The organism is Pseudomarimonas salicorniae (assembly GCF_023156535.1).
GTDB classification, from domain to species: Bacteria; Pseudomonadota; Gammaproteobacteria; order Xanthomonadales; family Xanthomonadaceae; genus Pseudomarimonas; species Pseudomarimonas salicorniae.
The window spans coordinates 151,063-175,213 of record NZ_JALNMH010000012.1 but is presented as its reverse complement, the minus strand read 5'-3'; the positions used below and the strand labels follow the sequence as shown (position 1 = coordinate 175,213).

At 68.7% G+C, this 24,151-nt stretch carries 21 protein-coding genes; 10 read left to right on the top strand and 11 right to left on the bottom strand.

The window, feature by feature from the left end:
- The first annotated feature begins 2 nt into the window (after positions 1–2).
- Positions 3–560 carry a cob(I)yrinic acid a,c-diamide adenosyltransferase gene (locus M0G41_RS14890; RefSeq protein ID WP_248210657.1) on the top strand — a complete coding sequence of 186 codons (558 nt, stop codon included), beginning with the start codon at positions 3–5 and terminating at the stop codon, positions 558–560.
- Here the strand turns inward: M0G41_RS14890 and M0G41_RS14885 are convergent.
- From M0G41_RS14885 to cobT, 3 genes are read right to left on the bottom strand one after another with little or no spacing between them, the layout of a single operon-like run.
- The gene (locus M0G41_RS14885; RefSeq protein WP_248210655.1) at positions 536–1,084 is read right to left on the bottom strand and encodes a histidine phosphatase family protein; all 549 of its coding nucleotides are present in this window, start codon (positions 1,082–1,084) and stop codon (positions 536–538) included. The two genes, M0G41_RS14890 and M0G41_RS14885, sit on opposite strands and share 25 nt — an antisense overlap.
- Positions 1,081–1,848 carry an adenosylcobinamide-GDP ribazoletransferase gene (gene cobS / locus M0G41_RS14880; protein ID WP_248210653.1) on the bottom strand — a complete coding sequence of 256 codons (768 nt, stop codon included), beginning with the start codon at positions 1,846–1,848 and terminating at the stop codon, positions 1,081–1,083. Before cobS ends, M0G41_RS14885 begins: the two co-directional genes overlap by 4 nt.
- Positions 1,845–2,879: a nicotinate-nucleotide--dimethylbenzimidazole phosphoribosyltransferase gene (cobT, locus tag M0G41_RS14875; RefSeq protein ID WP_248210651.1), complete on the bottom strand. Its 1,035-nt coding sequence runs from the start codon at positions 2,877–2,879 to the stop codon at positions 1,845–1,847. Before cobT ends, cobS begins: the two co-directional genes overlap by 4 nt.
- A gap of 80 nt (positions 2,880–2,959) precedes the next feature.
- Between cobT and M0G41_RS14870 the strand changes: the two genes are divergently transcribed.
- Both M0G41_RS14870 and M0G41_RS14865 read left to right on the top strand, forming a co-directional pair.
- The gene (locus M0G41_RS14870) at positions 2,960–3,706 is read left to right on the top strand and encodes a sulfurtransferase (RefSeq protein WP_248210649.1); all 747 of its coding nucleotides are present in this window, start codon (positions 2,960–2,962) and stop codon (positions 3,704–3,706) included.
- 303 nt (positions 3,707–4,009) lie between these two features.
- Entirely contained in the window at positions 4,010–4,639 is a 630-nt protein-coding gene (locus tag M0G41_RS14865; RefSeq protein ID WP_248210648.1) for a response regulator, read from the top strand.
- A gap of 47 nt (positions 4,640–4,686) precedes the next feature.
- Here M0G41_RS14865 and rne read toward each other — a convergent pair whose 3' ends face one another.
- A complete protein-coding gene (gene rne / locus M0G41_RS14860; protein ID WP_248210646.1) occupies positions 4,687–7,896 on the bottom strand; it encodes a ribonuclease E in 3,210 nt (1,069 codons plus the stop codon).
- A gap of 388 nt (positions 7,897–8,284) precedes the next feature.
- On the opposite strand from rne, the gene M0G41_RS14855 reads away from it, so the two are divergent.
- A complete protein-coding gene (locus tag M0G41_RS14855) occupies positions 8,285–9,235 on the top strand; it encodes an RluA family pseudouridine synthase (protein ID WP_248210644.1) in 951 nt (316 codons plus the stop codon).
- Between the two features lie 8 nt (positions 9,236–9,243).
- Here the strand turns inward: M0G41_RS14855 and M0G41_RS14850 are convergent, their stop codons facing one another.
- Positions 9,244–9,597, bottom strand: a complete 354-nt coding sequence (locus M0G41_RS14850) for a 4a-hydroxytetrahydrobiopterin dehydratase (protein ID WP_248210643.1) — start codon at positions 9,595–9,597, stop codon at positions 9,244–9,246.
- Positions 9,598–9,727: 130 nt separating this feature from the next.
- On the opposite strand from M0G41_RS14850, the gene M0G41_RS14845 reads away from it, so the two are divergent.
- Together M0G41_RS14845 and M0G41_RS14840 are read left to right on the top strand one after the other, a co-directional pair.
- Positions 9,728–10,318 carry a NifU family protein gene (locus M0G41_RS14845; RefSeq protein ID WP_248210642.1) on the top strand — a complete coding sequence of 197 codons (591 nt, stop codon included), beginning with the start codon at positions 9,728–9,730 and terminating at the stop codon, positions 10,316–10,318.
- On the top strand, positions 10,315–10,995 hold the full coding sequence (locus tag M0G41_RS14840) for a hypothetical protein (RefSeq protein ID WP_248210640.1): 681 nt from the start codon (positions 10,315–10,317) through the stop codon (positions 10,993–10,995). The genes M0G41_RS14845 and M0G41_RS14840 overlap by 4 nt, the downstream gene beginning before the upstream one ends.
- Before the next feature lie 415 nt (positions 10,996–11,410).
- On the opposite strand, the gene M0G41_RS14835 is transcribed toward M0G41_RS14840, so the two are convergent.
- On the bottom strand, positions 11,411–11,743 hold the full coding sequence (locus tag M0G41_RS14835) for a c-type cytochrome (protein ID WP_248210639.1): 333 nt from the start codon (positions 11,741–11,743) through the stop codon (positions 11,411–11,413).
- A 14-nt stretch (positions 11,744–11,757) separates the two neighbouring features.
- Positions 11,758–12,090: a c-type cytochrome gene (locus M0G41_RS14830; RefSeq protein ID WP_248210638.1), complete on the bottom strand. Its 333-nt coding sequence runs from the start codon at positions 12,088–12,090 to the stop codon at positions 11,758–11,760.
- Positions 12,091–12,378: 288 nt separating this feature from the next.
- Here M0G41_RS14830 and M0G41_RS14825 point away from each other — a divergent pair, with 288 nt between their 5' ends.
- The 3 genes from M0G41_RS14825 to M0G41_RS14815 are packed head-to-tail and all read left to right on the top strand — an operon-like array spanning position 12,379 to position 20,079.
- On the top strand, positions 12,379–13,563 hold the full coding sequence (locus M0G41_RS14825) for an efflux RND transporter periplasmic adaptor subunit (protein WP_248210637.1): 1,185 nt from the start codon (positions 12,379–12,381) through the stop codon (positions 13,561–13,563).
- Complete coding sequence (locus M0G41_RS14820; protein ID WP_248210636.1) at positions 13,560–16,952, top strand: efflux RND transporter permease subunit; 3,393 nt, start codon at positions 13,560–13,562, stop codon at positions 16,950–16,952. The genes M0G41_RS14825 and M0G41_RS14820 overlap by 4 nt, the downstream gene beginning before the upstream one ends.
- A gap of 1 nt (position 16,953) precedes the next feature.
- Entirely contained in the window at positions 16,954–20,079 is a 3,126-nt protein-coding gene (locus tag M0G41_RS14815; protein WP_248210634.1) for an efflux RND transporter permease subunit, read from the top strand.
- A 270-nt stretch (positions 20,080–20,349) separates the two neighbouring features.
- On the opposite strand, the gene minE is transcribed toward M0G41_RS14815, so the two are convergent.
- The 4 genes from minE to M0G41_RS14795 are packed head-to-tail and all read right to left on the bottom strand — an operon-like array spanning position 20,350 to position 22,828.
- Positions 20,350–20,604 (bottom strand): cell division topological specificity factor MinE, encoded by a 255-nt coding sequence (gene minE, locus M0G41_RS14810; protein WP_248210632.1) that lies wholly within the window; start codon positions 20,602–20,604, stop codon positions 20,350–20,352.
- Between the two features lie 2 nt (positions 20,605–20,606).
- The gene (gene minD, locus M0G41_RS14805) at positions 20,607–21,416 is read right to left on the bottom strand and encodes a septum site-determining protein MinD (protein WP_248210630.1); all 810 of its coding nucleotides are present in this window, start codon (positions 21,414–21,416) and stop codon (positions 20,607–20,609) included.
- A 39-nt stretch (positions 21,417–21,455) separates the two neighbouring features.
- Positions 21,456–22,220 carry a septum site-determining protein MinC gene (gene minC / locus M0G41_RS14800; RefSeq protein ID WP_248210629.1) on the bottom strand — a complete coding sequence of 255 codons (765 nt, stop codon included), beginning with the start codon at positions 22,218–22,220 and terminating at the stop codon, positions 21,456–21,458.
- 5 nt (positions 22,221–22,225) lie between these two features.
- Entirely contained in the window at positions 22,226–22,828 is a 603-nt protein-coding gene (locus tag M0G41_RS14795; RefSeq protein WP_248210628.1) for a GNAT family N-acetyltransferase, read from the bottom strand.
- A gap of 150 nt (positions 22,829–22,978) precedes the next feature.
- Between M0G41_RS14795 and M0G41_RS14790 the strand changes: the two genes are divergently transcribed.
- Entirely contained in the window at positions 22,979–24,145 is a 1,167-nt protein-coding gene (locus tag M0G41_RS14790; protein ID WP_248210627.1) for a sensor histidine kinase, read from the top strand.
- The last annotated feature ends 6 nt before the right edge of the window (positions 24,146–24,151 follow it).

Sequence of the window (24,151 nt, the reverse complement as noted above, 5' to 3'; positions counted from 1 at the left end):
GCGTGGGAAACCGCCTTTCCAAGATCTATACACGCACCGGCGACGACGGTACCACCGGCCTCGGCGACGGTTCGCGGGTGGCCAAGGATTCGGCCCGGGTCACCGCCTATGGCACGGTCGACGAACTCAACAGCCAGATCGGCGTGGTGATCGCCTCGGATACCGCCGAGGACATCCGCGAGCTGCTGCTTGGCGTGCAGCACCAGCTGTTCGACCTCGGTGGCGAGCTGTGCATTCCCGGCCATTCGGCGATCCACGAGGCCGATGTCGAGCGGCTGGAGCAGACGCTCGATCGCTTCAACGCCGACCTGCCGCCGCTGAAGGATTTCATCCTGCCCGGTGGTGGCCTGGCCGCGGCGCACTGCCATGTCGCGCGCACCGTCTGCCGGCGCGCCGAGCGTGAGCTGGTCACCCTCTCGCATCACGACGCCGTGCGCCCGGAGGCGATCCGCTACCTGAATCGCCTGTCCGATCTGCTCTTCGTGCTCTGCCGCGTGCTCGCCCGGGCCAGCGGCCACGGCGAGGTGCTCTGGAATCACGCCCGGCGCACGTCGTCCTGACGGCGCCAGTAGATGCGGATCGCCCGGCCGTAGGGCACCGGCTCGACGGCGGCCTTCTCGGCCGGCCAGCCGGCCACCACGTGCCATAGCGCGCGGATCACCCCGGCGTGGGTGACCAGGATGGTCGGCCCGGTAAGGCCGTCGACCACGTGCGAGACCCGTTCGATCAGGTCGCCGAAGCTCTCGCCGCCGGGCGGCCGGAAGCCGACCACGTCGCGCGACCAGGCGTGCAGCTGCTCGCGGTCGAGGTCGGTCCAGCGCCGCGTCTCCCAGTCGCCGAAGTCGATCTCCATCAAACGCTCGTCGACGGCGAGTCCGCCGTGGCGCGGGCTCAGCACGCGGGTTGCCAGGCGCAGGCAGCGCTGCAGCGGGCTGGTCAGGATCGGCCAGTCGGGCAGCTGGGCGCGCAGCTGCGGCAGGGCGGCGTCGATCTCGTCGAGGTCGGCCGGCCAGTCGTGCTGTCCATAACACAGACCTTGGCTGCCGTTCACCGGCAGGTGGCGCAGGGCAACGATCGGATTCATGCGGCCACCGCGACGAAGGCCAGCAGGAAGGCGGTCTCGCCGAGCTGTTCGCAGGCGCCCAGCGCGTCGCCGGTGTAGCCGCCAAGGCGCCTGCGGTACCAGCGCCGGCAGACCCCGTGCACGGCCGCCACCGCCAGCAGGCCGGCCAGCGTCGCCAGCGGCGCGATCCAGCCGAGCAGTGCCGCGGGCAGCGCCGCGAAGCCGAGCATCCAGCGCAGGGCCTCGGCCGATTGCGGGGCGGCGACGGGCTTCGCCTTGCTGTCATCGAGGCGCACATAGTCGAGGCGCGCCATCAGGCTGGCCGCCCCGCCGCGTGCGGCCGGGTGCATCAGGAACAGGGCGAGGGCGCCGAGCCCCGCGCCCAGCGAGGCCAATGCCGCCCAGCGAAGCCCCGTGTTCAGGAGCAGGGCGAGGCTGCCATAGCTGCCGATGCGCGAGTCACGCATGATCTCCAGGGCCCGCTCGCGCTCGACCCGGCCGCCCAGCGCGTCGCAGGTGTCGGCCAGGCCATCCTCGTGGAAGGCGCCGGTGAGCAGCACGCCGGTGGCGAGTGCGAGGCCCGCTGCGATGGCAGGTTCGAAAGTCCCACTGGCCACCCAGAACACCCCGGCGCAGGCCGCGCCGACCAGCCAGCCGACCAGCGGGAAGTAACGTGCGCTATGGGTCAGCCAGGCCGGGTCGAACTCGGCCATCGCCGGCACCGGCAGCCGGGTGAAGTACTGCAGGGCGACCTGGAACAGGCGCCATTGATGGGCAAGGCTCATGTGCGCTCGGTCACGCCGGCGCCGGCGAAGGTAGCCATGTCGGCGAGCAGGGCGCAGGCCGCGCGAAGCAGCGGCAGGCCGAGGATCGCCCCGCTGCCTTCGCCCAGGCGCAGGCCGAGGTCAAGCAGCGGCTCGGCCTGCAACTCCGCCAGCCAGCGGGCGTGCGGGGCCTCGGCCGAAACATGGGCGAAGACCAGGTAGCCGCGCAGGGCGCGGTCGATGCGCAGGGCCATCGCCGCGGCCGCGGTGGCGATGAAACCGTCGACCAGCACCACGCTGCGCGCCGCCGCCGCGCCGAGCATGGCGCCGCAGAGGGTGGCGATCTCGAAGCCGCCGTAGCGCGAGAGCAGCAGGCGAGGATCCTCGCTGCGGCCCTGACGGGCGACCGCGTCGGCGACGACGGCCTGCTTGCGAGCAAGCCCGGGGTCGTCGAGACCGGTGCCGCGCCCGGTGCACTGCGCGGCATCCAGCGCGGTGCTGGCGTGCATCAGGGCCGCGGCGCTGGTGGTGTTGCCGATACCCATCTCGCCGAAAGCGTAGGCCCGGGCCGGCAACGCGTCGATCAGCGCCGCGCCGTTTGCAAGCGCGGTCTCGACCTGCTGGGGGGACAGGGCAGGCCCCTCGAGCAGGCTGGCCGTGCCGGCGCCGAGGCGGCGGTCGAGCAGCTGCGGGTGCGGCGTCGGCTGGGCGCTCAGTACGCCGCAGTCGACCACGCTCAGGGCACAGTCGAACTCGCGTGCCAGCACCGAGATCGCCGCGCCGCCGGCGAGGAAGTTCGCCACCATCTGCGCGGTGACCGCCTGCGGATAGGGCGAGACGCCCTGCGCCGCGACCCCGTGGTCGGCGGCGAAGACCAGGCAGCGGGCGCTGTCCAGGCGCGGCCTCGGCACGTTCTGGATCAGGGCCAGCTGCAGGGCCAGCGTCTCCAGCCGGCCCAGCGATCCCGGCGGCTTGGTCTTGCTGTCCAGCTCGGCACGCACGGCGTCGGCCAGCGGGCCACGCCAGTCGAGGGCGGTGATCGGGGCAGGCATGGGGATGGGCGGCAACAAAGGCCGCGGATTATCCCCCATCCGCGTCCCGAGGGCATGCCGAACGGCTACCATGCGCGCCCATGATCCTGAATGTCGCCGCCTACGCCTTCTGTCCGCTCAGCGACCTGCCGGCCGCCCGCGAGCGCCTGCAGTCCGCCTGCGAGGCCGCGCGGCTGAAGGGCACCGTGCTGCTGGCCGAGGAAGGCATCAACCTGTTCCTTGCCGGCGACGAGTCGCCTTTGCGTGCCCTCATCGAGGGGCTGCCCAGCCTGGTGCCCGGCGTAGAGGGCCTGAACATCAAGTTCAGCTGGAGCAGGGCGGTGCCGTTCGCCAGGCTGAAGGTGAAGATCAAGCGCGAGATCATCGCCTTCCGCCAGCCCGGAATCGAACCGCGCGCCGGCCGCGCGCCCTCGGCCGATCCCGCCACCGTGCAGCGCTGGCTGCGCGCCGGCCGCGACGACGCCGGCCGCCGCCTGGTGCTGATCGATACCCGCAATCGCGAGGAGGTCGGCCACGGCAGCTTCCGCGGCGCGATCACCCTGGCGATCGACGACTTTGTCGACTACCCCGCTGCCGTCGAGGCGCACCGCGCTGACTGCGAGGGCGCCACCGTGGTCACCTTCTGCACCGGCGGCATCCGCTGCGAGAAGGCCTCGCTGTGGATGCAGCAGGCCGGCTGGGAGCAGGTCTACCAGCTGGAAGGCGGCATCCTCGGCTATTTCGAGGCGGTCGGCGGCGAGGGCTGGGACGGCCGCTGTTTCGTCTTCGACCAGCGCGTCTCGCTGGACCCCGCCCTCAGTCCCGGCTTTGACGCCGCCCCCGACTGAGGAGGCCCTTGCGCCGGGTCGGCGATGATTAAGCATCCTTGAACGGCCGATTCGGGCGCAAGGTTCGCATTCGCCACGGTCCCGCAAACGTGCGCGCTCCCACAGTCGGGCTTCGTTTGGCGTCAGCGAGTCCCATTGGCTATGCCTTGGCGTACCGACACGGGCGTTCGGACGGTGCGCCCGGTGCCGCCAGCCGCACCCTATGCGTCGGACGGCGCTGCGCAGGCCTGCGGGGCGCGGACTTGAGCCGGTCCGGGGTGCATGCGAGGATCGATCCGGGGATAGTCACCTGCGGGGGGCAGGATGATTGATGTGCTGCTGATCGACGATCACGGTCTTGTGCGGACCGGGATCCGGATGCTGTTGGAAGGAACCGGGGACTTCAATGTTGTGGCCGAGGCGGCCGATGGCGAGGAGGGGATTCGCCTCGCACGGCAGCTGGCGCCGGATCTGGTCATCTGCGACCTGCATCTGCCGGGAATGAGTGGCCTTGAGGTCACCGAGCGGCTGGTGCGCGCGAAGGCGGGGCAGAAGGTGATGATCGTGACCATGCAGGAGGAGGGGCCGCTGCCGCGGCGCCTGCTGCATGCGGGGGCGCTGGGCTACGTGGCGAAGGCCTGCGCCCATGAGGAGTTCCTGCGCGCGGCGCGGGAGGTGGCCCAGGGGCGCCGCTACCTGTCTGCCGAGATCGCCCAGCGCCTCGCGCTGGAACCGCCTGGCGCCGAGCAGTCACCCTTCGACCTGCTTTCGCCGCGGGAACTGGAGGTGGTGAAGATGCTCTGCCAGGGCAAGCGCGGGGCGGATATCGCCGAGACGCTGCACCTCAGCCCGAAGACCGTGTCCACCCACAAGCAGCGGCTGCTGGACAAGCTGGGCGTGGAGGACGTGGTCACGCTTTCAAGGCTCGCCAGCCAGCACGGCATCGTGGCCTGATTCAGGGAGGCGGCGACCGCGCCGGGCGCGGTCGCCTCCGGGCTTGCTTAGCCGTTGCTGGCCTTCGCAGCGTCGGTGCCGCTGTCCGGGGCATCGGCGCCCTCAGCGGACTCGGCTTTGGCCTTCGCCTCGGCGTCGGATTTGGCCTTGGCAGCGGCTTCAGCCCGCGCCCTGGCCTCGGCTTCGGCCTTTGCCTTCGCCGCGACCTCAGCCTCGGCGGCGGCCTTCGCCTCGGCCTCAGCGGCAGCCTTCGCCTGGGCTTCGGTCTCGGCGTCAGCGTCAGCGCTGGCATGGGCCGCAGCTTCGGCGTTCTCCGTGCCGGGCGCCGGCTCGCTGGCAACCTTGCCCGCTTCGATACGGGTCAGGCCTTCGGCGGGTGCCTTGGCCAGCTCGGCCTGGGCTACCGGGACCTCGGCGCTGCCGGGTTCGGGCGTGGCAGTCTTGCTCGCCGCACCGGCCTGTTCAGTCGGCACGGGTGCCGGCGTCGGTGCCTGGGGCTTCTCGGCCGCCGGGGACTCCGTCGATGCCGCCGGGGCGCCGGACTCCACCTTCGGCTGCGCGGCCTCGGTCGGCTGGGTCGGTTTCGTATCAACCGAAGCTGCCGGGGCGCCGGCCTCGGCGGGCGCTTCGGTCGCGGCCCTGGCCTCCGGCTTCGACTCGACCTTCGCGGCCGGGGCCGGGGTTGGCGCCGGGGCTTCGGCCGGCATCCGGGTGTCCTGCGCGGCGGGCTTCTCGACCTCGGCGTCAGCCGTCTTCGGCTTTACCTCGGCGGTCGGAGCGGGAGCCGGGACGGGAGCCGGAGCGAGCACCGGTGCGGGGACCAGGGCTGCGGCGCTGGCAGCCGCCGCGGCGCTGCGCGAGGGCTTGTCCTCGGTGGCACTGTCATCGGCGCCCTCGGACTCGTCCTCGAAGTCGAGCTGGCCCTGCTCCTGGTCGACGCCCTCGACGCTGGAGGCGCCGTTGGTTTCCTGCTGGCGACGACGACGACGTCCGCCACGACGGCCGCGACGGCGTCGGCCGCCGCCTTCACCGGCAGTGCCCTCGGCGTTGTTCGCAGCCTCACCGGCCGGCGTTTCGCTGGCGCCCTTGCTCTCGGTGGCCGGGGCCTCGCCGTCCTGGGGGATAGCCGCGGCGCCGGAGGCGGCGATGGCGGCCAGCTTTTCCTTGTCCTTGTCCTTCTCTTCGCCGCGCGGGGTATCGGCCTTGCGCGGGTTGGCCTGCTTGTCGCGGCGGTTCTCGTCGCGCTGCTGCTTGGGCAGCGGGGCCTCGCCGCGCTGGCCGCCCTTGCCGCCGCGCGTTTCATCGCGCTGGGCCTCGGGCTGCGCGTCGCGCTGCGTGTCGCGGTCGCGCTGGCGATCGCGATTGCGCTCGCGGCGCTCGCCCCGCTGGCGGTCGCGCTGGCCACGCTCCTCGCCATTGCGCTTGCCGTCACGACGCTTGCCGTCGCGCTCGGGTCGCTCGGTCTGCGCAGGCTTCCTGGCCGGGATCGGCTCGGCGGCCGGAGCCACCGAAGGCGTGCCGCGGAAGAAGCGCACGATGCGCGAGATCAGGCCCTCGGAGTGGGTCGGTACCGGCGTCGATGCAGCCGCGGCCACCGGGGCGGCGGGGCTGGTGGCCGGTGTTTCCGTCTCGTCGCTCTCGCTGCGCACTGGCGCCGGCGAGGGCGGCTTGACGTTGGTCACCGCCGGGGCCGCCGGGATATTGAGGTTGGCCCGGGTCAGCTGGTGGGTTTCCAGCCGGCGCGGCGTGGCGCGGTGATAGCTTGGCTTGGCCGTCTCTTCCCCCATCTCGTTCTCGCGGATGCGGGTGACGTGGAAGTGCGGCGTTTCCAGCTGGGCGTCGGCGACGATCACTACGGGTACGTCGTGGCGGGTCTCGATCTCGACCAGCGGCCGGCGCTTCTCGTTCTGCAGGTAGTTGGCGATTTCCTGCGGGGCCTGCACCAGCACCTGGCCGGTGTTGTCCTTCATCGCCTGCTCCTCGACCAGGCGCAGGATCGAGAGCGACAGCGACTCCACCGAACGCAGCCGGCCGTGGCCCTCGCAGCGCGGGCAGACGATCTGGCTCGATTCGCCCAGCGAGGGGCGCAGGCGCTGGCGCGACATTTCCAGCAGGCCGAAGCGCGAGATACGGCCGACCTGGACGCGGGCGCGGTCCTGCTTGAGCGCTTGGGCGAGGCGGTTCTCTACCTCGCGCTGATGCTTGTTGCTGCTCATGTCGATGAAGTCGACGACGACCAGGCCGCCGAGGTCGCGCAGGCGCAGCTGGCGAGCCACTTCATCGGCCGCCTCGAGGTTGGTGTTGAGCGCGGTCTCCTCGATGTCGCCGCCCTTGGTGGCGCGCGCCGAGTTGACGTCGATGGCGGTCAGCGCCTCGGTCTGGTCGACGACGATCGAACCGCCGGAAGGCAGGCGCACCGAACGCTCGTAGGCGTTCTCGATCTGGGTCTCGATCTGGAAGCGCGAGAACAGCGGCGTGGTGTCGGTGTACAGCTTCAGCTTGCGCTGGTTGTGCGGCATGACCTGCTCGACGAACTCGCGGGCGTCCTGGAAGACGCCCTCGTGGTCGATCAGGATCTCGCCGACGTCGGCGCGCAGGTAGTCGCGCAGGGCGCGGATGATCAGCCGCGACTCCTGATAGATCAGGAACGGCGCCGGCTTGGTCAGCGCGGCCTCGGCGATCGACTTCCAGACCAGCAGCAGGTAGTCGAGATCCCACTGCAGTTCGTCCGCCTCGCGGCCCATGCCGGCGGTGCGGATGATCACCCCCATGTCTTCGGGGATGCTGAGCTGGTCCATCGCCTCCTTCAGCGCGGCGCGGTCGTCGCCTTCGATCCGCCGCGAGACGCCTCCGGCGCGCGGCGAGTTCGGCATCAGTACCAGGTAGCGGCCGGCCAGCGAGATGAAGGTGGTCAGCGCCGCACCCTTGTTGCCGCGCTCTTCCTTGTCGACCTGGACGACGACCTCCTGGCCCTCGCGCAGCAGCTCCTTGAGGCCGGCCTTGTTGGCATCGACGCCCTGGGCGAAGTAGTCGCGGGAGATTTCCTTCAGCGGCAGGAAGCCGTGGCGTTCTCCGCCGTACTCGACGAACGCGGCCTCCAGCGAGGGCTCGAGCCGGGTGATGCGGCCCTTGTAGATGTTGCCCTTCTTCTGTTCCTTCGACGGCTGTTCGATGTCGATGTCATACAGCGTCTGGCCATCGACGATGGCCACCCGCAGCTCTTCCTGCTGGGTGGCGTTGATCAGCATCCTCTTCATTGTCTTGTCATTCCTCACGCGCTCGACCGCGAGGAACGCCGGGTTTCCGCGCCCTGAGGGCGGGCGGCCGGCGCTAAGCGCCCGACCACCGCTGCGAATTCTCCAGCGCTACGACACCACGGCGTTCTGCCGCGGGAGCGCTTGTTAAGTCAAACCGGGTGGCGCTGTTGCACCGCACCGGCCTCCATGCCGGAACACCCCGAATCGGGCTTCCGTGCGATCACATCCGATTGCCTGCCAAGCACTGCCTTCTGCCAGCGCTTACCATCTGCGTTTCGACGGCGCCGGCGAAACCTCGGCGGCAATCTGCGCTGTTGGCTCCAAGTATTTGAGCAAACAGCAGAATCCTGACGTAGTTTCGCGGCGCGAGTGTAGCAAGCGAGGGCTCATGGCAGCAAACGGAAAGGCCGGTGGTGGCGTGCGCCGGGTGCTGGTGGCGGAAGACAGGTCGGGGCAGCGCCTCGACAACTTCCTGCTCGGCCAGCTCAAGGGTGCACCCAGGTCCTTGATTTATCGGATATGCCGGACTGGCGAGGTGCGTATCAACGGCAAGCGGGCCAAGCCCGACAGCCGGATCTCAGGAGGTGATGAGATCCGCATTCCGCCTGTGCGTCTCAGCGAAGAAGGAGACAAGCCGGCGCCTTCGGGGGCCGCCATGCAGCGGCTGGAGCGGGCGGTTGTCTTCGAGGACCGCTGGCTGCTGGCCCTCGACAAGCCCTCCGGGGTGGCCAGCCACGGCGGAAGCGGGATCAGCCACGGCGCCATCGAGATGATGCGCGCGGCTCGGCCCGGCGAGACGCTGGAGCTGGTCCACCGGCTCGACCGCGACACCAGCGGCGTGCTGATCATCGCCAAGAAGCGCTCCGCGCTGTCCGAGCTGCAGGCACTGATGCGCGAAGGCGGGATGGACAAGCGCTATCTCGCCCTGCTGGTCGGCAACCTGCGAAAGCCCAAGGTCAGCGTCGATGCGCCGCTGCAGAAGTCGATCCTGCAGGGCGGCGAGCGCATGGTCCGGGTGGATGCCGCCGGCAAGGACTCGCTCAGCCATTTCAAGGTGATCGACCGGCCCGGTGGGCACAGCTATGTCGAGGTCAAGATCGACACCGGCCGCACCCACCAGATCCGCGTGCACGCCCAGCATCTCGGCCACCCGGTGGCCGGCGACGAGAAGTACGGTGATGCCGAAGCCAATCGTGGGCTGAAGGCGGCCGGCCTGCGCCGGCTGTTCCTGCATGCGGCCTCGCTGCAGTTCCAGCTGGAGACCAGCGGCGAGCGCTATGTGCTCAACGCGCCGCTGCCGGCGGAGCTGAAGTCGGTGCTGGACCGTCTGGCCGGCTGAGACCGGTGTCAGGCGCCGTGGCGGTCAGCGTATAGGGCGCTGGCCTTGGCCGCGCAGATCAGGTCGTTGCGGGTCACCCCGCCGCAGTCGTGGGTCGAGAACTCGACCACGCAGCGGTTGTAGTGCACGCCGAGGTCGGGATGGTGGTCCTCACGGTGGGCGATGTAGGCCAGCGCGTTGACGAAGGCCAGCGTGCGGTAGTAGTCATCGAAGGCGAACTCGCGGCGGATGCGCTCGCCCGAGTCGTCGAGCGACCAGCCGGGCAGGGCGGCGAGGGCGGATTTCAGGTCGGCGTCGGACAGTCGATGTTCGCTGCCCTTGAGCGGCGTGCAGTGGCTGGAGGCGAGGCCATCCCAGGACATGTCGGCTTCCTTGTTCAGCGCGGATTGCGAGTATAACAACGAGCTTCTAACGCGCCCTGCGTACACTGCGCGCGCCTCCTACGCGCCGCGCCATGCGGTGCACCCTGACCCGAGCCGACGATTCCGACGAATGATCCAGATCTCCACCGCCGCCCAGGACTACTTCCGCCGACTGATCGAGCAGCAGGACGGCGCCTTCGTCGGCATCCGCCTGTCCGCGCTGCGCGCCGGCACGCCCAGTGCCGATGCCCGCCTCGAGTTCTGCGAGCAGGGCGATCTGGACGGCGACGAGTGGGCTGTCGACTGCGAGGGCTTCACCCTGTATGTCGAGGCCGCCAGCGTCCCGTTCTTCGACGGCGCCGAGATCGATTTCAGCAAGGGGCTGGGTGGCGGCCAGGTCAGCATCAAGGCGCCGCGGATCAAGGGCGGCCTGGCGGCGGGCGAGGGCAGCGTGGCGGCCCGCGTGCAGCAGGTGCTGGATGCCGAGATCAATCCGCAGCTGGCCTCGCATGGCGGGAGAGTAAGCGTCGAGGAGGTGACCGCCGAGAACGCCGTCGTTCTGCGCTTTGGCGGCGGCTGCCACGGCTGCGGCATGGTCGACGTGACCCTGCGACAGGGCGTCGAGGTCACGCTGCGCGAGCGCGTGCCGGAGATCACCGCGGTGATCGACGCCACCGACCACAGCAGCGGCGACAACCCGTATTTCCAACGCCAGGCGTGATCGACCCGGCTGCGGCCCTGGCGGTCGAGGCACGCGCCCCGCGCGCCGATCGCGACCGCGCCGTCTCCGCCATCCGGTTTGCCGGCGCCGCGCTGGCGGTCGGGCTGCACGCGATGCTGATCTGGGGCTGGATCCAGGTATCGCGTTGGCAGCCGGAGACGCCGCCGCGGACGATCGAGGTGATCTTTCTCACCGACAGTGCGGCTCCTGATCAGGCCGTTCCACCGATGCCGGTGCCGCCGGCGCGGCCGATCCGCAAGGTGGCCTCGCCGCGCCCCGATCCGTCCTCGACTTCGCGCCTCCAGGCCGTTGAGGTGGCGCGCGATGCTCCGGCGCGCCCGGAGGAAGCGCCTTCGCTGCGCCTGTTCCGCCCCGACGGTGGTCTGGTGCTGCCCGAGAGCCGGACCGAAGTGCCCGCCTTCGATGATCGCGCGCGGATCACCTTCGATCGGCGCGTGGCCCTGCCGGGCTCGACCGATGCGGCCTATGCCGAGGTCGTGGCACTGCGCCTGCGCCGCGCCTTTACGCCCGAGGACGTGGTGCTGGCGGTACTGCGATTCCTCGGAGGCGGCGCCCAGCCCGACGACTGCCGCAAGATCGAGGCGCGCCTGGTCGCGAGTGATCCGGATGTGTCGCGCGAGATCGACATGAACAAGTTCAGCCGGTTCTGCAAGTAGGCTCGAAGGTCGACGGCGGTCCGGATCGGGCGCGAAGAAGACATTCATAGGGTGCGGCTGGCCGCACCGGGCATACCGTCCGAACGCCCGTATCGGTGCGCCAAGGCACACCCTATGGGGCTTTGCCGACGCCCAACGAGGCCCGACCGTGGGAGCGCCCAAGGGCGCTCCCACAATTTGACTGCGGCAAGGTCTGCTTTGCGGCGCAAACCGGACCTGGCAATGCCGTTGCGTGTAGGAGCCAGCTTGCTGGCGATCGTCCCATCCGGGGCGCCTATCGCCAGCAAGCTGGCTCCTACGTTCGGGGTTTGCCGTACGTCTGCTTTGCGCCCCAACCGCCCCTCAATCACGACAGGACCGCAACGAAAAAGGCCCCGTCTCCGGGGCCTTGAACGTTTCTACGCCGCGGCGCGGATTACTTGGTGTGGCTGAGATCGCGCAGCGGGCCGCTCTGGGCGGCATAGAAGGCGGACAGGTCGCGGATGTCCTCGTCGCTGAGGGTTCCGGCGAAGCCCGCCATGATGGCGTTGGGGCGAGCGCCCGAGCGGTAATCCTTGAGCGCCTTCTCGAGATAGTCGGCGTACTGGCCGGCAAGGCGGGGGTACTGGCCGTCGCCCATGCCATTGCCGTCGACGCCGTGACAGGCCTGGCAGGTCTGCGACTTGGCCTTGCCCGCTTCGACGTCGCCCTTGGCGGCGACGGTCATGGGCAGGGCGGCGAGCGCGATGAGGAGTGCAGTGCGGATCATGTCTGGGCGCGTCCTTACTGGTCGTTGTGGCCGGCGGTGGACAGGTAGCGGGCAATGTCCGCGATGTCCTCGGCGCTGAAGCTCTCGGCCTGCGCCTGCATGGTGGGATGCTTGCGCTCGCCGTTCTTGTAGGCGGTCAGGGCGATCACCAGGTACTCGTAGTTCTGGCCACCGATCTTCGGCACGTGATAGTGCGGATAGACGTTCTTGTAGCCCTCGATGCCATGGCAGCCGGTGCAGGTGTAGACCTTGAGGCGGCCTTTCTCCACGTCCCCTTCCTGGGCCAGGGCGGGCAGGGTGGCGAAGAGTGCTGCCGTGCAGGCAGCCAGACGGAGGATCAGCTTCATTCGCGGGTCCGGATCGTTATTCGGGGCAAGCGGAAAGTATAGCGGCGCAAGCAAGCAGCCCGCCATACGCAGCTGTCTTCACGGACGTTCGCGCCACGTTGCACCAGCCCAATGCAAACTGAACGACGGGCGTGGAATCCCGTCACCTCGTCGGCTGCATGCGGCTCACGTGACTACCTGCACACGCTGCCATTCCCTTGACGGCGCACACTTTGCCACGCTGCTTGACTACTTCGGTGTAGTAGATAACTATAACACCGGCACTCCCTTTGGCCGCCTGGAACCGCCATGACCTCGCCCGACCGCTCCGCCCCGTTCTCGTTTCGCCGCACCCTGGGCTTTTCCGCCCTGGCCATTGCCCTGACGCTGGCGCTGTCGGCCTGTGGCGGCGGCAAGCCCGACGCCGACGCGCAGGCAAAGCAGGCGGACGACGTCGAGCAGAAGACCGACAAGGACGGCAAGCTGGTCAAGGAAGCGCAGCCGATTCCGGTCGAGGTCGTGCCGGTCTCGCGCCGCGATATCGAGGCCAGCTATGCCGGCACCGCGGCGCTGGAGGCACCGGAAGAGGCGCAGGTGGTCGCCAAGACCTCGGGCGTCCTGCTCCAGCTGCTGACCGAGGAAGGGCAGCAGGTGAAGGCCGGCGAGGTGCTGGCGCGCATCGATCCCGACCGTGCGCGGCTCGAGGTCGCTCGGGCCGAGGCCACCCTGCGCAAGCTGGAAGCCGAGTTCGCCCGCTCCAAGGAGCTGTTCGAGCGCAAGCTGGTGGCCGCCGACGCCCATGAGCGCCTGCGCTTCGACGTCGAGACCCAGCGTGCCGCCTGGAACCTGGCCAAGCTGGAGCTCAGCTACACGAACGTGGTCGCGCCGATCAGCGGCGTGGTGGCGCAGCGCATGGTCAAGGCCGGCAACCTGATCCAGCTGAACCAGGCGATGTTCCGGATCGTCAACATCGATGAGCTGGAGGCGGTCCTCAACGTGCCCGAGCGCGAACTCGGCAAGCTTCAGACGGGTCTGGCCGTCAGCCTGTCGGTGGACGCCCTGCCGGGCCGCAGGTTCAAGGGTGTGATCGACCGTATCAGCCCGGTGATCGATGCCGCGACCGGCACCTTCCGCGCCACCGCCCGCTTCGAGGCGGACGACGGCAAGCTGATGCCGGGCATGTTCGGCCGCATCCAGGTCATCTACGACCGCCGCGCCGAGACCCTGTCCGTGCCGCGCGTCGCGCTGATCGAGGAGAATGCCGATCCGGCAGTCTTCGTGGTCAACGAAGACAAGGTCGTGCGCACACCGGTGACCCTGGGCTACATCAACGGCGAGTTCGCCGAGGTGCTGGCCGGCCTTGAGGAGGGTGACCAGGTGGTGACCGCGGGCAAGGTCGCCGTACGGGATGGCTCCAAGGTGCAGATCATCGTGCCGTCATCCGCCCTGGCGCGCGCCAGCACCGAATCCATCGCCGGAAATGGTCGTCAATGAGCATTGTCGAGCTGTCCACGCGGCGGCGGGTCACCGTCGCCATGGCGATGTTCACCCTGGTGCTGTTCGGGCTCATCGCGCTCTCCGACCTCAAGGTCAACCTGCTGCCTGACCTGAGCTATCCCACGCTCACCGTGCGCACCGAGTACGTCGGTGCGGCCCCGGCAGAAATCGAAACCCTGGTTACCGAGCCGATCGAGGAAGCGGTCGGCGTGGTCCGTGGCCTGCGCAAGCTGCGCTCGGTCTCGCGTACCGGACAGAGTGACGTGGTGCTCGAGTTCGCCTGGGGTTCGGATATGGACAAGGCCAGCCTCGAGGTGCGCGACAAGCTCGAGGTGCTGCGCCTGCCGCTGGAGGTGAAGGCGCCGGTCCTGCTGCGCTTTGATCCCAGCACCGAGCCGGTGATGCGGATGATCCTGGCCTCCACGGCCGAGACCGGTCCCGAGCAGGTCGGCGAGCTGATGCGCCTGCGTCGCTACGCCGACGAGGAGCTGAAGAAGCGCCTCGAGCCGGTCGAGGGCGTGGCCGCAGTGAAGATTTCCGGTGGCCTCGAGGACGAGGTGCAGGTGCTGATCGACGACCAGCGCCTGGCCCAGCTGCGGCTCTCGGTCAACAACGTGATCGAGCGCCTGCGCCAGGAGAACGTCAATATCTCCGGCGGCCGCATCGAGGAAGGCTCGCAACGCTACCTGGTGCGCACGGTCAACCAGTTCTCCGGGCTCGAGCAGATGCGCGAGCTGCTGGTCGCCAATGTCGATGGCGTGCCGATCAAGCTGCGTGACGTGGCCACGGTCAGCCAGGGCTACAAGGAACGCGAGGCCATCATCCGCATCGACGGCAAGGAAGCCGTGGAGATCGCCCTGTACAAGGAAGGCGATGCCAACACCGTGGCAGTGGCCGAGGGCATCCAGCAGGCCATCGACCGCCTCAAGCGGTTCCTGCCGGCGAGCTCCGACCTGCGCGTGGTCGAGAACCAGGCCACCTTTATCCGCGCCGCCCTCGACGAGGTGAAGTTCGAGGCGGTGGTCGGCGGCATGCTGGCCATCCTGATCATCTTCCTGTTCCTGCGCGACGGCTGGAGCACCTTTGTCATCGGCCTGTCGTTGCCGGTTTCGATCATTGCCACCTTCTTCTTCATGGGCCAGCTGGGCCTGAGCCTCAACGTCATGTCGCTCGCCGGGCTGGCGTTGGCTACGGGCATGGTGGTCGATGACTCCATCGTCGTCCTTGAAAGCATTGCCAAGGCCCGCGAGCGTGGGCTCGGCATCATCGAGTCGACCATCACCGGCGCCCGCGAGGTCAGCATGGCGGTGGTCGCCAGCACCCTGACCACGGTGGCGGTGTTCTTCCCGCTGGTCTTCGTCGAGGGCGTCGCCGGACAGCTGTTCAAGGACCAGGCGCTGACCGTCTCGATCGCGCTGATCATCTCGCTGGTCGTCGCGCTGACCCTGATCCCGATGCTCAGCTCGCTCAAGGCGCGCTCGCCGCTGGCCTTCGCCGACGCCGATGCCGCGCCCGAGCAGCCGGCCTGGCGGCGCGCGTGGCGGTTCACCCTGGACTGGCTGCGCTGGCCGCTGCAGGGCTCGGGCAGCAAGGCGCGTCGAAACACCCTGTTCGGCGTCACCCTGCTGCCGCGCCTCGCCCTGCTGCCTCTGCTGCTGGCCGTGGTCCTGCTCTGCCTGCTGGGGCCGCTGCTGGCGCTGATCATCGGCTTCGTGCTCGGCCGGCTGGGCGGCGCCGTGCTGCGCGGCATCGGCTGGGTCCTGTCCAAGGTCGGCGGCGTGATGCTGCGTGGCTACGACGCCGCGGCAGCGCGCTACCAGCAGCTGCTGCCGACCGCGCTGGAGCGTCCGGCCCTGGTGCTGGGTGTCGCGGCGCTGGCCTTCTTCGCCTCGCTCTGGCTGGTCCGCGGCCTGGGCACCGACCTGATCCCGCAGTTCGCCCAGGACCGCTTCGAGATGACCGCCAAGCTGGCCCCGGGCACCCAGCTGCGCGACACCGACCTGCTGGTGCGCGCGGTGCAGGCCGCGCACAAGGATGATCCGGACATCCAGCAGCTGTATGGCGTGTCCGGCAGCGGCACGCGGCTGGACGCCAACCCGACCGAGTCCGGCGAGAACATCGCCAAGCTGACCGTGGTGCTGGGCGCCGGCTACAGCCGCGAGACCGAGGCCGAAGTGACCCAGCGCATGCGCGAGACGATGAGCGGGTTCGCGGGGGTCGATGTGAAGTTCGGACGCCCCGAGTTGTTCAGCTTCTCCACCCCGCTGGAGATCGAGCTGCGCAGCAACGACCTGCCGACGCTGGAGCGCGCCGGCCGGCAGCTGGCCGCCATGCTCGACAAGGAGCCCGAGTTCGTCGACGTGAAGTCCACCGTGGAACAGGGCTTCCCCGAGATCCAGATCCGCTTCGACCAGGAGCGCGCCGCTGCGCTCGGCCTGACCACCCGGCAGATCGCCGACCAGGTCGTTCGCAAGGTGCGCGGCGAAGTCGCCACCCGCTACAGCTTCCGCGAGCGCAAGATCGACGTGCTGGTCCGCGCCCAGGAAGAGGATCGCGCCTCGGTGGCTGACATCCGCCGTCTGATCGTCAATCCCGAGAGCGAGCGTCCGCTGACCCTCGAATCGGTGGCCGACGTGGTGGAGACCATCGGCCCCAGCGAGATCCATCGTGCCGACCAGGTGCGTGTGGCCATCGTCCGCGCCAATCTCGCCGGCATCGACCTCGGCACCGCTGTGCAGCGGGTCAACCAACTGGTGGAGGAGAACCCGCTGGGCGCCGATGTCCGCCTGCACATCGGCGGGCAGGGCGAGGAGCTGGAAGCCTCGATCGACTCGCTGCTGTTCGCGCTGGGCCTGGCGATCTTCCTGGTCTACCTGGTGATGGCCTCGCAGTTCGAGTCGCTGCTGCATCCCTTCGTGATCATGTTCACCATCCCGCTGGCCATGGTCGGCGCTGCGCTCGCGCTGTGGCTGTCCAACTCGCCGGTGTCGGTGGTGGTGTTCATCGGCCTGATCCTGCTGGTCGGCATCGTGGTCAAGAATGCCATCGTGCTGATCGACAAGATCAACCAGCTGCGCATGGAGGGTGTGGCCAAGCGCGAGGCGATCATGCAGGGCGCGGAGTCACGCCTGCGGCCGATCATCATGACCACGATGACCACCCTGATAGCCTTCACGCCGCTGGCTTTCTTCGGCGGCGAGGGCGCCGAGGTGAAGTCGCCGATGGCGATCACCGTGATCGGCGGCCTGACGGTGTCCACTCTGCTCACCCTGATTGTCATTCCGGTGGTCTACGACCTGCTCGACCGCACCCCGGATGAGGTCTACGTTGAGCGTGGCGATCGCCAGCGGCGTGCGCTGGCGCCCGGTGAAGCGGTGGAGGCCTGACATGACCCTTGCGGAACTGAGCCTCAAGCGGCCGGTATCGGCCGTGATGTTCTACGTCTCGATGGTGCTGGTCGGCATCCTGGCCACCCAGCGGCTGCCGCTCGAGCAGTTCCCCGAGGTCAATGTCCCCTTCATCTTCGTCGATCTGCCCTACCCGGGCTCGACGCCACAGGAGGTCGAGCGGACCATCACCCGGCCGGTCGAGGAGGCGCTCTCGACCCTGCCGGGCATCGGGATGATGAATTCGAACAGCCGGGCCGATGGCGCCGGCGTGTTCGTCATGTTCGATGACTGGCTGCGCGACATCGACCTCACCGCCAGCGAGGCGCGGGAGAAGATCGACGCCGTGCGCGACGAGCTGCCGGACGACCTGCAGCGCTACTTCGTCGGCAATTTCTCGCCTGCCGACCAGCCCCTGCTGCGCGTGCGCTTCGCCGGCGACCGCGACATGACCGGCGAATACACCCTGATCCGCAACGGCATGGCGCGGCGCATCGAGCGCATCCCGGGCGTTGCCCGGGTCGACATCAGCGGTGCGCCGCCGCCCGAGGTCGAGGTCGCGGTGATTCCCTCGCGCCTCGGCGCCCACGGCGTAGCGCTCAACGAGCTGGCCGCGCGCCTGCAGGCGGTGAACTTCTCGGTCTCGGCCGGCGAGATCGACGATGGCGTGCGCCGACTGCGCGTGCAGCCGATCGGCGAGCTGCGTGACCTCGATGAGCTGCGCGAGCTGGTGATCAACGAGCGCGGCCTGAAGCTCAAGGACATCGCCACCGTCCGCCTCAAGCAGCAGGAAACCGACTTCGGCCGGCGCCTTGACGGCAAGGCTGCCGTCGGCCTCGACATCTTCCGCGAGCGCAGCGCGAACCTGGTCGATACCTCCGCCCTGGTGCTGGCCGAGGTCGACCGGATCGCCGCGACCTCCGACTTCCAGGGCATCCAGGTCAAGGTCATCAGCGACCAGGCCGAGAGCGTGACCAGTTCGATCGACGAACTGGTCAAGGCCGGTCTGATCGGCGCGCTGCTGTCGATGTTCGTGCTGTTCGCCTTCCTCCGCCACTGGCCGTCGACCCTGATGGTCACGCTGTCGATCCCGCTGTGCATCATCATGACGCTTGGCGCGATGTACTTCGGCAGCTTCACCCTCAACGTGCTGACCATGATGGGCCTGCTGCTCGGCATCGGCATGCTGGTCGACAACTCGGTGGTGGTGGTCGAGAGCATCTACCAGTACCGCGAGAAGTACCCGGACGACCCCATGCGCTGCGCCATCGAGGGTACGCGGAGCGTGCAGCTGGCGATCAGCGCCGGCACCCTGACCAGCATCATCGTCTTCGCACCGAACCTGTTCGGCGAGCGCAACTTCGTCAGCATCTACCTCGGACAGGTGGCGATGACCATCACCATCGCCCTGCTGGCCTCGTGGATCGTCGCGGTCAGCCTGATCCCGATGCTCTCCGCGCGGATCCGCACGCCGGCAAACCTCGCCGACGAGGCCGGCTATATCCGCCGCGTGTCGCGTCGCTACGCGGGGGCGCTGCGCTGGACGCTCAAGCACCGCGCCCTGTCCCTGCTGGCGATCTTCGCCATCGTCGCGGTCAGCATGCTGCCGATGCAGAAGACCAAGGTCGACATGTTCCAGGATTCGGTCAGCCGCGAGCTGGAGTTCTACTTCCAGTGGAAGGGCGCCTACAGCCTCGAGACCGTGTCCGAGGAGGTGCTGCGCGTCGAGGAGTTCCTCGATGCCAATCGCGAGCGCTTCCAGATCACCCAGATCTATTCCTGGTTCTCCGAGCGGGGCTGGGCCGGCATCCGCGTGACCATGGTCGAGCCCAACCCGAGCGTGTTCGACTACCTGATGCTGCGCAACCACGAGGCCGACCTGATGAGCCCCGAGCAGCTGCAGGAGATCCTCCGCGAGGAGCTGCCGAAGTCCGCCCGGGCCGAGATCGGCTTCGGCAACGACGACGGAGGCGGCGGGGGTGAGCAGGACGGCATCCGCTTCAACATCAGCGGCGATTCCAGCGAGGTGCTGGAGGAGATCGCGACCTCGCTGATCCCCGTGCTGAGCGCGATTCCCGAGCTGCGCGACGTTCGCGTGGACACCGGTGACGCCAACTCGGAGATCCGCATCGAGGTGGATCGCGAGCGTGCCCTGGCCTACGGCTTTTCCGCGGAGGAAGTGGCCCGCTACGTGGGCATCGCCCTGCGCGGGTCGCCGCTGCGTGAGTTCCGCGAGGGCGAGGCCGAGGTGCCGGTGTGGATCCGCTTCGCAGGCTCCGAGCGCTTCAGCGTCGACGATCTGTCATCCCTGATGCTGCGCCGCGGCGATGGTACCGAGGTGCCCCTGCTGTCCCTGGTCCGCGTCGAGGTGCAGAAGGCGGCCAACCAGATCACCCGACGCGACCGGCAGATCTCGCTGACCATCCAGGCCAACCTCGCGCCCGAGAAGACCACCGAAGAGGCCCGTGGCGCGCTGGAGAAGGTGATGAAGGAAATCACCCTGCCGGATGGCTACCGCAGCAGCCTGGGCGGCAGCTTCGAGCGCAACAACAAGGCGGCCGAGCAGATGATGTTCAACACGCTCATCGCCCTGGCCCTGGTCTACATCGTGATGGCGGCGCTGTTCGAGTCCCTGCTGATGCCGGCGGCGATCATCACCAGCGTGTTCTTCTCGGCGCTGGGCGTGTTCTGGCTGTTCGCGCTGACGGGTACCACCTTCACCATCATGGCCTCGATCGGCATCCTGGTGCTGATGGGCGTGGTGGTGAACAACGGCATCGTCATGTTCGAGCACATCAATGCGCTGCGTCGCCAGGGTCATTCGCGCACGGATGCCCTGGTGGAAGGCTCGCGCGAGCGCTTCCGGCCGATCCTGATGACCATGGGCACCACCATCCTCGGCATGTTGCCTCTGTGCGTGGGCGGCGCGCAGATCGGCGGCGACGGCCCGGCCTACTACCCGATGGCTCGGGCCATCGTCGGCGGGCTGATCTTCTCGACCATCGTCAGCCTGCTGTTCCTGCCGTCCATCTATGCCCTGTTCGACGATATCCGCATGGGCACCGGCCGCCTGGTGGCGCGCGCGGCACGCGGCCGGCGTGCGGCCGCGGCCGCAGCGGAGGGCTAGCCCACCCTCGCGCGGGAAGCACCCGCAGTCGACAAAGAGATAAACGGGCGCGAAGCAGACCTTCCGCAAAACCCGAATGTAGGAGCCAGCTTGCTGGCGATAGGCGCCCCGGACGGAACGATCGCCAGCAAGCTGGCTCCTACGTGCAGCGGCATTGCCAGGTCCAGTTTGCGCCCGCTGTCGGCATCGACGCCGAGGCGCCCGGGTTGGCAGACACGCCCCGTCCGGCCAGCCCATCCCTATGGGAACCGGGCAGCGGGCGAGGGCGCGTCAGCCCTCGCGTTCGGGCAGCGAGACCGAGATGTCGAGCACGTCGTGCTCGCCGTCCTTGACCAGGTCGACCTTGACCGCGTCGGCGTCGACGTGGACGTACTTCTTGATCAGGGCCAGCAGCTCACGCTGCAGCTCGGGCAGGTAGTCCGGACCGCCGCGGGTGCTGCGCTCCTGCGCGACGATGATGCGCAGGCGCTCCTTGGCGATGGATGCGGTGTTCTTCTTGACGCGCAGGAAGTCGAACAGGGCCATGCTCAACCTCCGAACAGCTTGGAAAACAGGCCCTTCTTCTCGACCTGCGTGAAGCGCATCGGCCGGTCCTCGCCAAGCAGGCGGGCGACCGCATCCTCGTAGGCCTGACCGGCCAGGGACTCGCTGTCGAGCACCACGGGCTCGCCCTTGTTCGAGGCGTTGAGCACGTCCGTGGATTCCGGGATCACGCCGATGCTCTTCAGGCCGAGCACTTCCTCGACGTCTGCGATCGACAGCATCTCGCCGGCCTCGACGCGCTTCGGGCTGTAGCGGGTCAGCAGCAGGTACTCGGAAACGCGCTTGCCCTGTTCGGCATGGCGGGTCTTCGAGGAGAGCAGGCCGAGGATGCGGTCGGAGTCGCGCACCGAGGAGACCTCGGGATTGACCACCACCACCGCCTTGTCGGCGAAGTACATGGCCAGGAACGCGCCCTTCTCGATGCCGGCGGGCGAGTCGCAGAGGATGATGTCGAAACCGTCCTCATCGAGCTCCTTGAGCACCTTCTCCACGCCTTCCTTGGTCAGCGCATCCTTGTCGCGGGTCTGCGAGGCGGCCAGGATGAACAGGTTGTCGAGGCGCTTGTCCTTGATCAGGGCCTGCTTGAGCGAGGCCTCGCCCTGGATGACGTTGACGAAGTCGTAGACCACCCGGCGTTCGCAGCCCATGATCAGATCGAGATTGCGCAGCCCGACGTCGAAGTCGATGACCGCCACCTTGCGGCCGCGCTTGGCCAGGCCGCAGGCGATCGACGCGCTGGTGGTGGTCTTGCCGACGCCGCCCTTTCCGGAGGTGACAACGATGATTTCAGCCAAGGAACGCTACTCCGAGGTGGTGTAAGGAATCGGGCCGGATCAGGGCATCTCGGCCACGTGCAGTTTGCCGTTCTCCAGCCAGACCTGGGCCGGGCGGCCACGAACGCCCTCCGGAAGGTCCTCCAGCACCTTGTACTGGCCGGCGATGGCCACGAGCTCGGCATGGAACTCGCGGCAGAAGATGCGTGCGCCCTCGTCGCCCTGGGCACCGGCCAGGGCGCGCCCGCGCAGCGCACCATACACGTGAATCGAGCCGTCGGCGATGACCTCGGCCCCGGCGCTGACCCCGGCGCAGACGGTCAGGTCGCGGCCCTGGGCATAGTGCTGCTGGCCCGAGCGCAGCGGGTGGACGAGCATTGCGGCGGCCGAAGCCTTGGCCGGGGCCGGCTGGGCAGGGGCGGCCGGGGCCGCCGGCTGCGCCGGCTCGGGCTGGGCTGCCGAGGCGGGCGCTGCTTCCCGGGACTCGTACTGGGCGCGGAACTTCGCCAGCAAGGGCAGGCCCAGCTCGATCGAGAGCTTCTCGGTGTCGGTGGTGCCAAAGCCCAGTGCCACCGGATGCACGCCTGCGTCGCGCAGGCCGTCGAGCAGTTCACGCATCTCGCCGGCCGAGGGGCATCGGCTGAGCGATCCGATGTCGACCACCACGGCCGCGCGCTGGAACAGCTTGGGCGCGCGCTCGACCCGTTCGCGCATCTCGGCGACCAGGGCAGGGACGTTCCATTCGCGCACGCGCAGGTTGGCGATGCCCACCTGGCCGATCTTCAGCTCACCGGCCTGTTCGAGGCCGGGACGTTCGGACGGCATGCCGGTCAGGTGCCGGTGGCGCGCTGCGCGGCGCGGCTCGGGAGGCTGCGGTCGCGCAGCCAGGGCTCGTCGGGCAGGCCGTTCCGTTCGAGATAGGTCTGCTTGACGAAGGGGTAGCTGCACAGCGTCTTGGCGAGCATCGACACCCGGCGATCCACGCCCGGCATCACGTGCTGGCCGACCTCATGGAAGCCATAGGTGCCGTGGAAAAGTACGGCGACATCGTTGCGCGGCTCGAGAAAGACCTCGCAGGTCAGCTGCGGGACGCGGACTTCGGCAAAGCTGTTGACGTCGGCGTAGAAGGCGCGCCCGACGCCGACGCCGCGCCGCGGGCTGGCGATCACGATGCGGTCGATGTAAAGGAATTCGGGGTAGCGCTCGCGGAACCACAGGAAGTTCGAGCTGTCGTAGTCGGCACTGGCGTCCAGAGCGATCAGGAAACCTGTCAGCAGGCCGTCAACCTCGGCGACACGAAAGTAGGCAGCACTGCGGTAGAAGTGCCGCACGCCGGCCGCATCCAGCGGCAAGATGTTGATTCCCGCGGCATTGTTCAGCGCGAGAACCGAGTCGAGCTCGTGCTCGGCGACATCGCGGATGGTGATCGGCATTCCCTGTCTCCGTATTCCTGCAACCCACGGACCCTCCCGAGGTCACCGCCGATTATCGCATGAAGCGCGCGCCCGGCCAGCGCAGCGCCGGGGTGACTTCGAGCACGGGGGAGGAGGCCTGCGCGCCGCTACACTGGACGGATGCCACCCTTGCGCATTGCCCCCGCGACCCTGCTCAGCCTTGCCGGCGTATTCACCTGGCTGTGCGTGGGCGTGCCGATGATCTGGGAGTCCGAGCTGTTCGGCGAGGCCAGCGGGCTGACCTCGGACCGGCAACTCGGCTGGCGCATCAGCTACGTGCTGTTCGGCGCGGCGTTCGTTTACCTTTCCAGCCGGCTTGGACGCCGGCAGAGCCGGCCGGCGGACGTGCTGGCGCTGGCTGTGCTGACCTGCAGCGCACTGGGCGTCAGCCATTTCAGCGACAGCGGGCTCGGCGGCATCCTGCTGATGGTGGTCTCGGGTGTGCTGCCCTGGGTGCTGTCGGTCCGCCTGGGCGTTGCCTGGATGACCCTGCAGCACGCGGCGCTGGCCCCGGTGTTCGCCCTCAGCCATGCGTTCCCGCTGACCGGCGCCGTGTTCCAGGCCCTGCTCTACGTCGGCTTCTCCAGCTTCGTCTTCGTCACCAGCCTGGTGGCCAGGCAGCAGGCCCAGGCGCGGGACGAGCAGCGACGCTTGAACTCCGAACTTCGCGCCACCCGGGCCCTGCTGGCGGAGAGTTCGCGACTCAACGAGCGCATGCGGATCTCGCGGGAGTTGCACGATCTGCTCGGCCACCACCTGACGGCGCTCAGCCTCAACCTCGAGGTCGCCAGCCACGTCACCACCGGCAAGCCGCAGGAACACGTGCGCCAGGCGCAGTCCCTGGCCAAGCTGCTGCTCACCGACGTCCGCGAGGCGGTGAGCCAGCTCCGCGAGGACGATGCGATCAACCTGCGCGAGGCGCTGGATTCGCTGGTCGAGGGAGTACCCGCCCTGCGCATCGATTTCGATGCCCCGGATAGCCTGGCAGTCTCGGATCCGGCCAAGGCGCAGGTCATCCTGCGCTGCGCGCAGGAGATCATCACCAACACGGTGCGCCACGCCGACGCCACCCGGCTCGAGCTGTCGGTGCAGCCGGAGGAGCGCGGCGTGCGTATACGATCAAGGGACAACGGCCACGGTTGCGATGCGCTGGTCGCGGGCAACGGATTGCGCGGCATGCGCGAGCGGTTGGAACATTATGGTGGCCGGTTGGAAGTCGACACCGCGCCTGGCCGCGGTTTTGCGGTGGACGCCTGGCTGCCGCTGGGACGTCTGGACACGTCTGGGAGAGCCTGAGTGAGC

Bases quoted from the DNA above. Each gene is read 5' to 3' on its own strand.
- M0G41_RS14885 (WP_248210655.1), bottom strand. From the start codon at position 1,084: ATGAATCCGATCGTTGCCCTGCGCCACCTGCCGGTGAACGGCAGCCAA.
- cobS (WP_248210653.1), bottom strand. From the start codon at position 1,848: ATGAGCCTTGCCCATCAATGGCGCCTGTTCCAGGTCGCCCTGCAGTAC.
- cobT (WP_248210651.1), bottom strand. From the start codon at position 2,879: ATGCCTGCCCCGATCACCGCCCTCGACTGGCGTGGCCCGCTGGCCGAC.
- M0G41_RS14870 (WP_248210649.1), top strand. From the start codon at position 2,960: ATGATCCTGAATGTCGCCGCCTACGCCTTCTGTCCGCTCAGCGACCTG.
- M0G41_RS14865 (WP_248210648.1), top strand. From the start codon at position 4,010: ATGATTGATGTGCTGCTGATCGACGATCACGGTCTTGTGCGGACCGGG.
- rne (WP_248210646.1), bottom strand. From the start codon at position 7,896: ATGAAGAGGATGCTGATCAACGCCACCCAGCAGGAAGAGCTGCGGGTG.
- M0G41_RS14855 (WP_248210644.1), top strand. From the start codon at position 8,285: ATGGCAGCAAACGGAAAGGCCGGTGGTGGCGTGCGCCGGGTGCTGGTG.
- M0G41_RS14850 (WP_248210643.1), bottom strand. From the start codon at position 9,597: ATGTCCTGGGATGGCCTCGCCTCCAGCCACTGCACGCCGCTCAAGGGC.
- M0G41_RS14845 (WP_248210642.1), top strand. From the start codon at position 9,728: ATGATCCAGATCTCCACCGCCGCCCAGGACTACTTCCGCCGACTGATC.
- M0G41_RS14835 (WP_248210639.1), bottom strand. From the start codon at position 11,743: ATGATCCGCACTGCACTCCTCATCGCGCTCGCCGCCCTGCCCATGACC.
- M0G41_RS14830 (WP_248210638.1), bottom strand. From the start codon at position 12,090: ATGAAGCTGATCCTCCGTCTGGCTGCCTGCACGGCAGCACTCTTCGCC.
- M0G41_RS14825 (WP_248210637.1), top strand. From the start codon at position 12,379: ATGACCTCGCCCGACCGCTCCGCCCCGTTCTCGTTTCGCCGCACCCTG.
- M0G41_RS14820 (WP_248210636.1), top strand. From the start codon at position 13,560: ATGAGCATTGTCGAGCTGTCCACGCGGCGGCGGGTCACCGTCGCCATG.
- M0G41_RS14815 (WP_248210634.1), top strand. From the start codon at position 16,954: ATGACCCTTGCGGAACTGAGCCTCAAGCGGCCGGTATCGGCCGTGATG.
- minE (WP_248210632.1), bottom strand. From the start codon at position 20,604: ATGGCCCTGTTCGACTTCCTGCGCGTCAAGAAGAACACCGCATCCATC.
- minC (WP_248210629.1), bottom strand. From the start codon at position 22,220: ATGCCGTCCGAACGTCCCGGCCTCGAACAGGCCGGTGAGCTGAAGATC.
- M0G41_RS14795 (WP_248210628.1), bottom strand. From the start codon at position 22,828: ATGCCGATCACCATCCGCGATGTCGCCGAGCACGAGCTCGACTCGGTT.